This is a genomic window from Curtobacterium sp. MCLR17_040 (assembly GCF_003234735.1).
Lineage (GTDB): Bacteria > Actinomycetota > Actinomycetes > Actinomycetales > Microbacteriaceae > Curtobacterium > Curtobacterium flaccumfaciens.
In genome coordinates, this window is sequence record NZ_QKTE01000018.1 from 51,478 (window position 1) to 64,268 (window position 12,791).

Here is a 12,791-nt window from a genome sequence, read left to right on the forward strand (position 1 = left end):
ACGGACAGGAGGCGCGTGGCGGCGCCGCCACGGGCCTCCAGGCCGCGCAGCGCAGCCCTAGAGCGTCAGCGACTCCCCCGGATGCAGCACGACGAGCGTCCCGGCGGGCTCGACGGCCTCGCGGAGCCGCCCCGTGTGCATGCCGAGGCCGACCTCCGACAGGGTGGCCTCGTGGATCGGGTACGCCCGGGACGGCGCGATCGCGGCGACGTAGTCCATCATCTCGGCGACCTTGAGCCACGGCGCCCCGACGGGTGCCGCGAGGACCTCGACCGGGACGCCCGGGTCGGTGTAGGAGTCGCCCGGGTGGAACAGCCGGCCGTTCACGAGCACGCCGGTGTTGTCGACGATCGGGACCGAGGCGTGGATCAGCTGGTGCCGCGTGCCGTGGAAGGTGAGCGTGAAGGGGCCGACCGTCCGGTGGTCACCGTCCGTGACGACGTCCACCGTGACACCCGCCTCGGCGAGCGCCGCGCGCGCGCCCTCCGGTCCGATGACGACCGCACGGGGGTTGGCGTCGAGGATGCGCCGGACCTGCTCGGGGGTGACGTGGTCCGGGTGCTCGTGCGTGACGACGACGGCGACGACCCCGGTCGCGTCGACCGGTCGGGTGAATTTCCCCGGGTCGAGGACCAGGCGGGCGTCCCCCTCGGTGATGACCTGGCAGGCGTGTTCGAGTTTGGTGACCTCCATGCGGGCGACCCTACGCGGGACCCTGCGGGCGGGGGCCCGTGGTCGCGCGGACGACCAGGTGCGCTGGTGCCGCCGCGATCGGGCCGGCGACACCGCCGTCGACCTCGGCGAGCACCGCCCGTGCAGCGGTGCGTCCCTGGGCCACCGGGTCCTGCGCGACGGTGGTGAGTCCGACGGTCGAGCCGTACTCGTGGCCGTCGATCCCCATCACGGACACGTCCTCCGGGACCGCGAGTCCGGCTCGGCGTGCGGCGAGCAGGACGCCGAGGGCCATCTCGTCCGAGGCGCAGAGCACCGCCGTCGGTCGCTCCGACGCGGGCTCGGCGAACAGCACGGCCCCGGCGGCGGTCCCGCCGGCGAACGAGAACCGGCCGTCGAGGGACCACCGTTCCGGCACGGCCTGTCCCGACGACCGCACGGCGTCGAGGAACCCGTCCCGTCGCAGGTGCGGCACGGCGACGTTCATGCCGGCCTCGTCCTGCCCGCCGACGTAGGCGATGCGCCGGTGGCCGAGGCCGTGCAGGTGTTCGACCGCGATCCGGGTGACCTCGCGGTCGTCGACGCCCACGTTCCGCAGGCCCGGTGCCGGGCCGCCGATGACGACCATGGGGTGCCGGCTGAGTTCGAGCTCGGCCCGTTCGGTGGCGTCGAGCACCAGGGAGAGCAGGACGAGGCCGTCGACGCGGTGGCGCAGCATCGAGCGCCGGAACGCCCGGTCACGGTCGCCGCCCGGGCCGCCGAGGTTGTAGAGGACCAGGTCGTACCCGGCCTGGCGGAGCTCCGCGTCGACACCGCCGAGCGCCTTCACGTAGAACCAGCGGTCGATGACGGGCACGACCACCCCGACGGCGCGCTGACGCCCGGTGGCGAGGCCGGCCGCCGCCGAGCTCGGGACGTACCCGAGTTCGTCGGCGACCCGCTGCACCTGCTCGATCGTGGTGTCGGCCACGTTCGACATGCCGCGGAGCGCCCGCGACACCGTGGACTTCGACAGCCCCGTGACGGTCGCGATCTCCTGGATCCCCATCGGTGCGACCCGGGAGGCCCGTCAGCCGTCCGTGCCGTGCGTCACGTCCGCCGGTGCGTCGGGTCCACCCCGTCGGGCCGCCACCGCGGGCACGCCGCGGTCCGCCCGGCGTTGCGGCACCCGTGCGGGGCGCGCCGGCCGTCGTGCAGCCGGTGCGACCTCGTCCCAGCCCGCGTGCTGGTGCACCCGTCCGTCCGCGCCGGGTCGGGGTCGGCGACCGGTGGGGTCGGTGACCGACGTGTGCACCGGGGCGACCGCGGGAGCAGCACCGACGCCCCGGGGCACGGACGCACCCGTGCCGTCCTGCGGTGCGGTCCGGCGGAGGACGGCGACCCGCCACCGGTCCAGGGCGACGACGCCGAGCACGCACACGAGCAGGGTGAGCGCCCAGCCGAGCGCCGGTCGCCCGGTGAGCTCGCAGAACACCGTGACGCCGAGGAACAGGACGCCGAACATCCCGACGAAGCCGATCGACTCCTCGATGTGGGCGGTGGGACGGGTGGGTCCGCGCTGGGCCATGGTCGTCAGCCCTTCACGCCGCCGGCGGTGAGCCCCGCCACGATGCGCCGCTGGAAGATCAGCACGAGGATGACCAACGGGATCGTGACGATCGTGCCGGCGGCCATCACCGCCGTGTAGGGCTCCTGGTGCGGCTGCGACCCGGCGAACGAGGCGATCGCCACGGTCACCGGCTGTGTCGCGTCGCTCGACAGCTGCGACGAGATGAGGTACTCGTTCCAGCTCGAGATGAACGCCAGGATCGCCGTGGTGAACACCGCGGGCGCCGCGAGCGGCAGGATGATCCGCCGGAACGCCTGCACTCGGGTGCACCCGTCGATGCGAGCTGCCTCTTCGAGGTCCCACGGCATCTCGCGGAAGAACGACGCGAGCGTGTACACGGTCAGCGGCAGCACGAACGAGATGCTCGGCAGGATGAGCGCCTGGTACGACCCCATCCACCCGATGTCGGTGAACAGCTGGAACAGCGGCGAGATGAGGGCGACGCCGGGGAACATCGACGCGGCCAGGATCGCGCCGGCGATGAGCGACTTGCCGCGGAACTCGAGCCGGGCGAGGGCGTACGCCGCCGTGGTGCCGACGAGCAGGGCGATGATCGTCACGACCCCACCGATGAGCAGGCTGTTGGCGAGCGCCCGACCGAGGTGGTTGCCGAGCGACGTGGAGAACGCCGTCGCGTAGTTGTCGAGCGTGACGTGCGTCGGCCACGGGGTGGCGTCGAACGTGAACCCGACGTCGCGGAAGCTCGTCACCACCATCCAGTAGAACGGCAGGAGGCACCACACGGCGATGACGATCGCCTGCACGGCCGTGCGGATGCGTGGCCCGGTGTCGCGGCGCACGCGGACGTCGGCACGGTCGACGGCGCGGTCGCGTGCTGCTGCGGTGGACCGGGGGCGGTCTGCTGCGAGGGTCACTTGAGTTCACCCTTCTGCTGGGCGGCCTGCGTCTGCACGACGTTGGCGCCGAGGAACCGGACGAAGACGAACGCCACGATGAAGATCACCAGGAAGGTGATGGTCGACAGGGCCGACGCGGAGTTGAAGCCCTGCCGGATCTGTTCGACGACCAGGATCGACAGGGTCGTGGTGGCGTTGCCGGAACCACCGCCACCGCCGGTGAGGATCGCGGGCAGGTCGTACATGCGCAGCGCGTCGAGCACGCGGAACAGGATCGCGACCATCAGCGCGGGCTTGATCAGGGGCAGGGTGATGAGCACGAAGCGCTGGAACGTCGACGCGCCGTCCATCTTGCCGGCCTCGTAGACCTCCTCCGGGATCAGCTGGAGCCCCGCCAGGATGAGGAGCGCCATGAACGGCGTCGTCTTCCAGGTGTCGGCGATGATGACCGCCCACCGGGACGCCCACTCGCCGCTCGTCCACAGGATCTGCTGCCCGAGGACGTGGTTCAGCACGCCGTTCGCGTCGAAGATGAAGTACCAGAGCTTCGCGGTGACGGCCGTCGGGATCGCCCACGGCACCAGGATCGCGGCACGGACGAGCGCGCGGCCCTTGAAGTTGCGGTTCATGATGATCGCCATCCACACGCCGATCACCGTCTCGGCGAGCACGGTGACGACGGTGAAGAAGAACGTGTTGCCCATCGATACCCAGAACTGCGAGCCGAGGCTGCCGGGCGGGCACGTGACGTTGCCGCACTGCTGGCCGAGCCAGTGCGCGTAGTTCGTGATGCCGGCGAACCCGCCCTGCACGAACAGGCCGGTGGCCTTGTCGAGGCCCTGGTCGAGCTGGAACGACTGGATGATCGCGCTGACGACCGGGTAGCCGATGACGATCGCGAGGAGCAGGATCGTCGGGCCGATGAGGTACACGGCCCAGCGGCCGTGCTCGGCGTTGAGTCCGCCCTTGCGCCGCCGGCGCTTCGGTTCCGTGCCCGTCGGGTTGGGGATGGCTGCGGGGATCTCGGTTGCTGCTGACACGTGTCGGCCTCCTTGCCGGGGGTGTCGGAACGCAAGTAGGGGGCGGACGGCAGGCCCGTGGCGGACCCGCCACGGGCCTCCCGTCCATCAAGCGGCGTGCGCCGCTAGCTGCTGGTCGCCGACTTGAGGGCGTCCTGCATGTCCTTCATGGCTTCGTCGACCGACTTCGATCCCTTGAGCGCCGCGTAGGTGTTGTCCTGGATCGCCTTCGTGACGGCCGGGTAGAACGGCGTGACCGGGCGCGGCTCCGCCGACTCGATCGACTTGAGCAGCGTCGGCAGGTAGGGCAGCTGCTTCGTCAGCTCGGGGTCGGTGTACAGGTCACCGACGACTGGGGCGAGCGAACCCTGGGTCGCGAAGAACTTCTGCGTCTCGTCCGAGGTCAGGAACTCGAGGAAGTCGTGCGCCGTGGCCTTGTGCTTCGAGTACACGCTGATCGCGGCGTTGTGGCCGCCGAGCGTGGAGGCACCGACGCCGTCGGCACCGGGGATCGGCGCGATGCCGAAGGTGTCCTTGACCTTCGACGAGCCGTCGGTCTTGGCGAGGCTGTAGACGTACGGCCAGTTGCGCAGGAACAGCAGCTTGCCGGCTTCGAACGCGGTGCGGCCCTGCTCCTCCTGGTAGGTGATCGCCTCGGCCGGGATGTTCCCGTCCTCGAACGCGTCCACCAGGTTCTGCAGGCCGGCCTTCGCCTTGTCGGTGTCGACGTCGGGCGCACCGTCACTGCCGAGCACCGAACCGCCGGAGCCGTTGATCGCCTCGGAGGCGTTCACCGTCAGGCCCTCGTACTTCGCGAACTGCCCCGCGTAGCAACCGATGCCGGCGTCCTTCGCGATCTTGCAGTCGTCCATCATCTCGTCCCACGTCGTCGGGGGCGTCTTGACGAGGTCCTTGCGGTAGTAGAGCAGCGCGCCGTCCGACGTCTGCGGAGCGGCGTAGAGGGTGTCGTTGTAGGTCGCGGTCTTCACCGTCGACGGCAGGAGCTTCGAGGTGTCGATCTCCATGTCGCCGGTCAGCGGCGTCAGCCAGCTCTTCGCGGCGAACTCGGCGGTCCAGACGACGTCCACGTCGACGACGTCGTAGTTCTCGTCCTTCGCCTGGAAGTGCTGCACGAGGTCGTCGTGCTGCTGGTCGGCCTGGTCGGACTGTTCCTTGAAGGTGACCTTCTCGTCCGGGTGGGCCTTGTTCCACTTCGCGATGAGCGGGCGGACGACGTTCGAGTTGTCCTTGCCCTGCACGTAGGTGATGGGGCCGCGGCTGTCCTGGCCGCTCTTGGCGTCGTCCGATCCGGCGCCGGAGCTCCCGCTCGAGCAGCCGGTGAGCACGAGGCCGATGACGGCGACCCCGGCAACGGATGCGAACCGCACCCTGGAGCGTGTTGTCTTCACAGCGTTGTCTCCTCATTGAGATCACCAGGGGGCATCGATCGGGTTCGACGACACTGCCCTGGAGCAGGCGCCGCTGCCTGCTGGTGGAGGAAGCTACGCCCGGTCCGGCGGGAGCGCAACCGGTTGCATCGGTTCCGTGACCTGAGCGTGACCCATGAGGTTCCCGTGGCTTCCTGGGTGAGCGCTCACCCTCGTCTGGGGCAGACGCACCGCACTGCGGAACCCCGCACGAACCCCGCCACTGCTGGTCCGGTCCGTTGTCCGGACGCCGCGGGCGGTCGTAGCGTCCCGAGCATGACCCTGCACTCCTCCGTCACCGTGCCCGGCCCCCGTCGGGTCGTCAGCGTCGACCTCGACGCTCCGCTGCCGCGCCTGGTCGCCGACGAGTCGGGTTCCTCCGCGCTCGTCGTCGGCTACCGCGGCGGCTTCCCCGTCACCACCCTCGACGTGCTGCTCACCGCGGACCCGGCCGACGCCGCCCGCGCGATCGCGCCCCTGGTGGACGGCCTCGCACGGACCGCCGGTGCGACGGAGACCCCGATCCCCGACCTCGAGCTCCCGCTCATCTCTATCGTCGTGTCGACCATCGTCACCCGGGTCGAGGACATCCGGAAGCTGCTCGACTTCCTCGAGCACCTCGACTACCCGCGGTACGAGGTCATCCTCGTCGACAACCGCGTGAAGCTGCCCGAGGTCGACGCCCTGCCCGGGCTGCTCGAGGGCCGCGACGTCCGGCTGGTCACCGAACGCCGTCCGGGCTGCTCCGCCGGCCGCAACGCCGGGGTCGCAGCGGCGCACGGCGAGATCATCGCGTTCACCGACGACGACGTCCGGGTGGACGCACAGTGGCTCCGGTCCATCGGCACGCGCTTCGTCCGCGAGCCCGAGGTCGCCGCGGTCACCGGGATGATCCTGCCCGTCGAGCTCGAGACCCCCGCGCAGATCTGGTACGAGGCGTACTACGGCGGCTTCAGCGGCGAGCGCACCTTCCAGCCCGTGACGATCGTGCCGGACGACGTCCCCGGGGTCATGCGGCACGCGCAGGCCCGGGCCGTCCGCCCCGACGGCTCGGTGCAGAAGCACTTCGCCGTCTACGGCATCGGCGGCTACGGCGCCGGCGCGAACTGGGCGGTCCGACGGTCGGCGTTCGACGCCGTCGGCGGGTTCGACCCCGTGCTCGGTGCCGGTGTGCCGGCCCGCGGCGGCGAGGACCTGGCGATCTTCATCGACATCCTGTGGAGCGGTGGCCGGATCGGCTTCGAACCCCGTGCGGTCGTCCACCACCGGCACCGGCAGGACCTCGCCGGGCTGCACGGGCAGCTCCACTCGAACGGCGTCGGGTTCACGGCGCTGATGTGCGAGCTCATCGCGAAGGACCGCCGGCACGCGCTCGTGCTCGCGCGGCTGATGCCCCGCGCCGGCAAGATCAAGCTGAAGCAGCTGGTGTCACGGCTGGCCGGCCGGCGTGACGCCGCGGCCGAGAGCATCACCGAGGCCTCCACGACCCGGATCCCGCGCTCGCTGGCGTACCACGAGTTCCGCGGCTTCCCGGCGGGTCCGGCGGCGTACTTCCGCAGCCGTCGGTTCTGGCGCGAGGTCGAGGAGGGCCGCTTCCGCCCGTAGGCGGCGTGCAGGAGACGTCCGCACCGGACGGACGGGAGGCCCGTGGCAGCGTCGCCACGGGCCTCCCGTCCGTCCGGTGCGTGCCGTGCACGCGGAGCGCGGTCACCCGCGTCGCGACCGCCCGACGACGTACCGCCACGGGCCACCGAGCGCCGCCACGAGCTCGACGCGCTTGAGGCCGGCCGTCGCCTCGCGGAACGCGTCGTCGACCGGCCACCCACCCACGGCGTCCACCGCCGCGGACACCTGGTCGGCGTCGGCACCGGTGCCCTGTCCGAGCGCGCCGAGCTGCCGCAGCGCCCCGACCGCCCGACGCAGCACGGCCAGTGCGGTGCGCGGTCGCAGCATGAGCTTCGCGACCCACGCGCCGAGGCCGGTGCCGTAGCCGAGCGCCTGCGAGCGCAGCGCCGCACGGTCCGGCCGGTGCTTGTGCCAGACGACGGCCGTGGGCTCCACGGCGAGCGCGCCGCCGGAGAACAGCACCCGGGTGAACAGGTCGGGGTCCTCGCCGGCGCGGGCCAGGGTGCCCGGGCCGAGTGCGACGTCGAACCCGCCCAGGGCGAGCGCGGCCGAGCGGCGGAGCGACATGTTGGCCCCGGTGCCGAACGCGCCGACGGAGAACGGGAACAGCGGCAGGTCGGCCGGCGGCGCCGACGTGCGGAACACCCGGCGGTCGGTGTTGCGCGCCCAGGTGACGCGCTCGTCGAAGTACCGCTGCGTGGGGGTCCGGAGTTCGCCGCTGGGCACGAGGCCGGTCACGCAGACGACGTCCGCGTCGCGGGCGTACGCGTCGGCGAGCGCTGCGAGCCAGTGCCGGTCGACGACCACGTCGTCGTCGACGAAGGCGACCACGGCCCCGGACGCGAGGGCGAGTCCGGCGTTCCGTGCGCGCGAGACGCCCGGTCGGGCCTCCAGGACGTACCGCAGCCGCGGGTCCGCGAGCGACGTCACCACGTCGCGGGTGGCGGTGGTGGTGGGCGCGTTGTCGACGACCAGGACCTCGAAGTCGTCGTGCTCGGACGCGAGCACCGAGCGCACGCAGCGGCGCAGGTCGTCCGGCCGGTCGCGGGTGCCGATGACGACGGAGATGCGCCCGACCGGCGTCCCCGCGGGGGCGTCCGGGAGGCCCGTGGTGCGCAGCGCGCGCAGGGCCGGTCCCAGCTCGGCCGGGTCCACGCCGCCGTCCGCGTCGACGCTGACGTCGACGAACCCGGCGATCTCGCGTCCGTCACGGACGAGCAGGCGGGCGCGGCGGAAGCCGGTGGCGCCGGCGAGTTCGACGGCGGACGCGGCGAGCGCCTCCTGTCGGTCGACGGCACCGACCCAGGCCGCGCCGGCCCAGGCGGGCACGTCCGGGGACGGCATCGCGGGCGTGAGCGTGAGCACGCGGGTGGTGGTGGCCTGCTGGTCGGTCATGGTCCGATGCTCCGGTGGGCCTGCTGCGGGGTCAACGGCGGCCGCCCGCGGTTGCGGCGACGGTCGTCCGACTTGCGGTTTGCCGCCAGTGCACACTCCCCGGACGGTAGGATCGTGAGGACGACTCGGCGGCAGCACGCCGGGCACGAGGAGGACGCATGTCGATGGGCCCCACCGACGAGCTCGGCGCCGTGCTCCCCTCGGAACAGAGCGTCTTCGTGGTCGACGCCGTGACCTGCGTCTGCGGCCACGTGCAGGACGCCCACGAGCACTACCGTCCGGGCACGGACTGCGCCCTCTGCGACTGCCAGAAGTTCCGCAAGAAGCGCTGATCCGGCCCTCCGAGCACTGACCGATCGGGGGTGGTGCGGGAAACCGCCGCTTCCCCGCAGACGGGCACGGGTCGCCTTGTCGGCCCCGGAACGCCGCGGTTAGCGTCGCGTCCATGGCCATCTCCCCCGCGGTTCCCGCGTGCATCGTCCTCGCCCACGAGGACCCGGCACACGTGCGCCGACTCGTCGAGGCGCTCGACCCGTTCCCGGTGTTCCTGCACTGCGACGCGCGCACCCCCGAGACGGTGTTCCGCGCCATGACCGACGGGCTGCCGGACCGCGTCCGGCTGCTCCCCCGCATCCGGACCGGCTGGGCCCGCTGGGAGAACGTCGCCGCCGAGGTGTCCGGCTACCGGGCCGCCCTGGCCGAGACCGACGCCTCGCACGTGGCCGTGCTGACCGGCAGTGACTACCCGCTCGCGAACCCCACCGAGATCACGACCCTGCTCGAGGCCCACCGGGAGGAGTCGTTCATCTCGGTCAACCCGCTGCCGTTCGCGCCGTGGGGCCGCGACGGCGGCATCTCCCGCATCCGGTTCCGGCACTGGGCGTGGCGGAAGCACATGCTCCGGCTGCCGGTCCCCCGCCGCGTGCCGGCGAACGTCTCCTTCGCCGGGGGCTCGCAGCTCAAGGTCCTCGCCCGCCGGCACGCCGCCGCCGTCGTGGACACCGTCGACCAGCGCCCCGACCTGGTCCGGTTCTGGCAGCGCACCTGGGTCGCCGACGAGACCTTCGTGCCGTCGGTGCTCAACTCGACGTCGCTGACGCCGGGGTTCGCCGACGAGCACGTCTCCCAGCCGCTCTGGTGGATCGGGTGGGACGGCACCGCGCGGAAGAGCCCGCCGTGGTTGACCGTCGCCGACGCGGGGCAGCTGCTCGAGCGTCGGACGGACGCGGACGTCGAGGTGCAGCACCTGTTCGCGCGGAAGTTCTCGACCGACCGGAGCGGTGACCTGCTCGACGTCGTGGACGCGGCCTTCGGGCTGCGCCAGGGCGCGGGCGCGGCGACGGCGACGGGGTCGGCGTCCGCGTCGGCGTCGGCGTCCGCGTCCGCGTCCGCGTCCGCGCGGCAGGACGCGGCAGCGGTGGTCGCGCCGTGAGCTTCCCCCCGCAGACCCGCCGTGAGGCCCGCGCAGCGCGCGAGGCACCCGTCCCCGTCGCCGCCGTGCCCGAGTCGCTCGACACGGGGTCGGTCGCGGTGCGGAAGGGCGCCTCCGTCCTGTTCGGCCGCGGCCTGCTGTACGTCGTCGTCTGGTCGATGCAGCTCGTCGTCTCGTCGCTCATCTCCCCGGTGCTCGCGCACCTGATGCCGCCGGCCGAGTTCGGCGTCCTCGCCTCGGCCATCGCCCTGTACCAGGCGCTCGTCGTCCTGGCCGTCCTCGGCATCGACCAGGCGTCGGTGCTGCAGCGCGCCGAGGACGGCGACGACCGCCGGGCGCGTGGCCTGCTCGCCGTCGGCATGGTCACCGCGATCGTCGTCACCGTCGCGGCGCTCACCACGATCCCGGTCTGGGCCGACGCCGCCGGCTTCGTCGGCAACCACCCGCTGCTCCTCGTCGCGGTGCTCTGGACCGGCCCGGCCGCCATCGTGCAGATCTCGCTGGCGCTGCTCGTCGCCCAGGACCGCATCCGGGTCTTCGCGGTCACGAGCCTGCTGTCCTCGATCGGCGGCTCGGTCATCGGCCTCGGGCTCCTCACCTGGGTGCAGGCCGACGCGACCACCTACGCGTGGGGCGGCGTCGTCGCCCAGGGCGTGGCGATGGTCATCGGCATCGCGGCGACCCGCCCGCGTCTCGCCGGCCTGTTCGACCGCAGGACCACCGCCCGGGCGTTCCGCCTCGGCGTGCCGATCGCCCTCGGCAACCTGTCGTACTTCGTGCTGAACGCCGGCGACCGGATCGTCGTCCAGCGGCTGCTCGGCCCGGACGAGGTGGCCCGCTACCAGATCGCCTACGTCGTCGGCTCGGCCGTCATCCTGCTCCTGACCTTCACGAACCAGGCCTGGGCGCCGCACTTCGCCGCCCTCCGCGACCCGGTCGCCCGCCGGCAGCTCGCCATGCACTCCCGCGACGAGCTGTACAAGATGCTCGGACCGGTCCTGCTCGCCGTGACCCTGGTGTCACCGGTCGCGCTGCCGATCCTCGCCCCGGCGTCGTACCGCGTGCAGGAGCTCTCGGTCGTCGTCTTCGTCGTCGCGATCACCGCGTTCCCCGTCGTCGCCAGCGGCGCGACCGGACGCCTGCTCCTGGTCGAACGCCGCGGTGTCGCCGTCGGGGTGATCGCCGCGATCGCCGGCGCCGTGAACATCGGCGCGAACCTCGTGCTCGTGCCCGTGCTCGGCATCGCCGGCGCGGGCCTCGCCACCGTCGTCGCCTACGCGATCCTGGCCGCCATGCAGTTGCTGGCCCTGCCCGATCGCCGCGAGTGGCGCGGACCGGGAGCCCGGATCGTCCTGACGACCCTCGCCGCGCTCGTCGTTGCCGCCACGTCCCTGCTCCTGCCGCAGGACGTGCTCTGGAACTGGGTCCGCATCGCCGGGGTGGTCGCCTGCCTCCCCTGGTTCCTCCGCCGACTGAAGACCGCAAGGGGTGGTGGCTCGTGAGACCGCGACAGACTGCAACCGACGGCACCCGCCGACTCCGCGTCGGCGTGCTGGTGACCGGACTCGCCATCACCGGCGGACTCGAACGCTGCGTGCTCGAGGACACCCGCGAGCTCGTCGCCGCCGGCCACCAGGTCGAGGTCTGGCACCGGAACGGCCAGTCCCCGCGCGCCGCCGAGGGCCCGCCGCCCTACGAGGCGATGGGCGTGCGCCTGGTGGAGGCCACCGACTACCGGTTCGGCATCACCACCGCGCTCCGCGACGCCTGGCGCTTCGCCCGCGAGGGACTGCGGATCCGACGATCACACCTCGACGTCCTCTGGCTGAACCGCCCCGAGTACCTGCCGTTCGGCCGCGTCGCGTCGCTCGTCTCCGGCGTCCCGCTCGCGGTGCACCTGCACCACGCGCCGAACTACCGGCGGCTCGGACCGATCGCCGGCGGCCGCACCCGCTACTTCGCCGTCTCGCACGCGATGGCGCGCGCCTGGGCCGCGTCCGGCGTGCCGACGGACCGCATCACGATCGTGCCGAACGGCGTCGACACCGACGCGTTCCCGGCCGCCACCCCGGCGTCGGTGCACGACGCCCGCGCGGCACTCGGCATCGCCGAGGACACCCCGACGGTGCTCTACTACGGTCGGCTCACCCGGTCGAAGGGCGTGCTCGCCCTCCTGGAGGCGTGGGGTCGCGTCCGCACGACCGCCGCGGCACGCGTGCCGGTCACCACTCCCCCCGTGGCCGGTCACGCGGCGCCCGCGCCGCTCCTCGTGCTGGCCGGTGCCCTCTACCCGGAAGAGGCCGACGCCGTGCACGCCGCGATCGACGCGCTCCCCGCCGGTTCCGTGCTCGTGCTCCCCGAGCGGGACGACGTCGTCCCGCTCCTGCACGCCGCCGACGTCGTGGTGGCGCCGTCCATCGAGCCCGAGGGCTTCGGCCGGGTCGTGGTCGAGGCGATGTCCGCCGGCCGTCCGGTCGTCGCGGCCGCATCGGGCGGCACCGGGGAGATCCTGTCGGGTGACTGGGCGCGGTACACCGTCGACCCGGCCGACCCCGACGCACTGGCGGAGAAGCTGCTCGACACCCTCGACGACGCCGAGCGCGACCCGTCCCTCGCCGCACGGTGCCGCGCGTGGGTGCGTGACCGCTACGGGCGCGAGCCGCACGTGCGGGCGCTGCTGCAGGCGCTGCTGGCACACGCCCGGCGCTGACCGGGCCGGGCCCGGCGTCGTCTGCGCGCACCGGGCGGCGGCGT

At 72.8% G+C, this 12,791-nt stretch carries 12 protein-coding genes; 5 read left to right on the plus strand and 7 right to left on the minus strand.

Features of this window, described 5'->3' with window-relative positions:
• Positions 1-57 precede the first annotated feature (57 nt).
• The 6 genes from DEJ01_RS14345 to DEJ01_RS14370 all read right to left on the minus strand — a co-directional run bounded on the left by DEJ01_RS14345 (position 58) and on the right by DEJ01_RS14370 (position 5,566).
• Positions 58-693, minus strand: coding sequence for an MBL fold metallo-hydrolase (locus tag DEJ01_RS14345; RefSeq protein WP_111093390.1), 636 nt, complete (start codon positions 691-693; stop codon positions 58-60).
• A gap of 10 nt (positions 694-703) precedes the next feature.
• A complete protein-coding gene (locus tag DEJ01_RS14350; protein ID WP_111093391.1) occupies positions 704-1,720 on the minus strand; it encodes a LacI family DNA-binding transcriptional regulator in 1,017 nt (338 codons plus the stop codon).
• A 21-nt stretch (positions 1,721-1,741) separates the two neighbouring features.
• The gene (locus tag DEJ01_RS14355) at positions 1,742-2,239 is read right to left on the minus strand and encodes a hypothetical protein (RefSeq protein ID WP_111033418.1); all 498 of its coding nucleotides are present in this window, start codon (positions 2,237-2,239) and stop codon (positions 1,742-1,744) included.
• A 5-nt stretch (positions 2,240-2,244) separates the two neighbouring features.
• Positions 2,245-3,081 (minus strand): carbohydrate ABC transporter permease, encoded by an 837-nt coding sequence (locus tag DEJ01_RS14360; protein WP_258375729.1) that lies wholly within the window; start codon positions 3,079-3,081, stop codon positions 2,245-2,247.
• Positions 3,082-3,152: 71 nt separating this feature from the next.
• Positions 3,153-4,178, minus strand: coding sequence for a carbohydrate ABC transporter permease (locus DEJ01_RS14365; protein ID WP_111093393.1), 1,026 nt, complete (start codon positions 4,176-4,178; stop codon positions 3,153-3,155).
• 104 nt (positions 4,179-4,282) lie between these two features.
• Positions 4,283-5,566, minus strand: a complete 1,284-nt coding sequence (locus tag DEJ01_RS14370; protein WP_111023949.1) for an ABC transporter substrate-binding protein — start codon at positions 5,564-5,566, stop codon at positions 4,283-4,285.
• A 294-nt stretch (positions 5,567-5,860) separates the two neighbouring features.
• On the opposite strand from DEJ01_RS14370, the gene DEJ01_RS14375 reads away from it, so the two are divergent.
• On the plus strand, positions 5,861-7,189 hold the full coding sequence (locus DEJ01_RS14375; RefSeq protein WP_111093394.1) for a glycosyltransferase: 1,329 nt from the start codon (positions 5,861-5,863) through the stop codon (positions 7,187-7,189).
• 102 nt (positions 7,190-7,291) lie between these two features.
• Here the strand turns inward: DEJ01_RS14375 and DEJ01_RS14380 are convergent, their stop codons facing one another.
• Positions 7,292-8,605, minus strand: coding sequence for a glycosyltransferase family 2 protein (locus DEJ01_RS14380; RefSeq protein ID WP_111093395.1), 1,314 nt, complete (start codon positions 8,603-8,605; stop codon positions 7,292-7,294).
• 158 nt (positions 8,606-8,763) lie between these two features.
• On the opposite strand from DEJ01_RS14380, the gene DEJ01_RS18240 reads away from it, so the two are divergent.
• The 4 genes from DEJ01_RS18240 to DEJ01_RS14395 all read left to right on the plus strand — a co-directional run bounded on the left by DEJ01_RS18240 (position 8,764) and on the right by DEJ01_RS14395 (position 12,747).
• Positions 8,764-8,937, plus strand: coding sequence for a hypothetical protein (locus tag DEJ01_RS18240; RefSeq protein ID WP_163343513.1), 174 nt, complete (start codon positions 8,764-8,766; stop codon positions 8,935-8,937).
• Positions 8,938-9,050: 113 nt separating this feature from the next.
• Complete coding sequence (locus DEJ01_RS14385) at positions 9,051-10,037, plus strand: beta-1,6-N-acetylglucosaminyltransferase (protein ID WP_111093396.1); 987 nt, start codon at positions 9,051-9,053, stop codon at positions 10,035-10,037.
• On the plus strand, positions 10,034-11,539 hold the full coding sequence (locus DEJ01_RS14390; protein WP_111093397.1) for a lipopolysaccharide biosynthesis protein: 1,506 nt from the start codon (positions 10,034-10,036) through the stop codon (positions 11,537-11,539). The genes DEJ01_RS14385 and DEJ01_RS14390 overlap by 4 nt, the downstream gene beginning before the upstream one ends.
• Positions 11,536-12,747 carry a glycosyltransferase family 4 protein gene (locus DEJ01_RS14395; protein WP_181438461.1) on the plus strand — a complete coding sequence of 404 codons (1,212 nt, stop codon included), beginning with the start codon at positions 11,536-11,538 and terminating at the stop codon, positions 12,745-12,747. The genes DEJ01_RS14390 and DEJ01_RS14395 overlap by 4 nt, the downstream gene beginning before the upstream one ends.
• Positions 12,748-12,791: the final 44 nt, after the last annotated feature.

Excerpts from the sequence above, each read along its gene's own strand:
- DEJ01_RS14345 (WP_111093390.1), bottom strand. The coding sequence starts at position 693 with ATGGAGGTCACCAAACTCGAACACGCCTGCCAGGTCATCACCGAGGGG.
- DEJ01_RS14350 (WP_111093391.1), bottom strand. The coding sequence starts at position 1,720 with ATGGGGATCCAGGAGATCGCGACCGTCACGGGGCTGTCGAAGTCCACG.
- DEJ01_RS14355 (WP_111033418.1), bottom strand. The coding sequence starts at position 2,239 with ATGGCCCAGCGCGGACCCACCCGTCCCACCGCCCACATCGAGGAGTCG.
- DEJ01_RS14375 (WP_111093394.1), top strand. The coding sequence starts at position 5,861 with ATGACCCTGCACTCCTCCGTCACCGTGCCCGGCCCCCGTCGGGTCGTC.
- DEJ01_RS14380 (WP_111093395.1), bottom strand. The coding sequence starts at position 8,605 with ATGACCGACCAGCAGGCCACCACCACCCGCGTGCTCACGCTCACGCCC.
- DEJ01_RS18240 (WP_163343513.1), top strand. The coding sequence starts at position 8,764 with ATGTCGATGGGCCCCACCGACGAGCTCGGCGCCGTGCTCCCCTCGGAA.
- DEJ01_RS14385 (WP_111093396.1), top strand. The coding sequence starts at position 9,051 with ATGGCCATCTCCCCCGCGGTTCCCGCGTGCATCGTCCTCGCCCACGAG.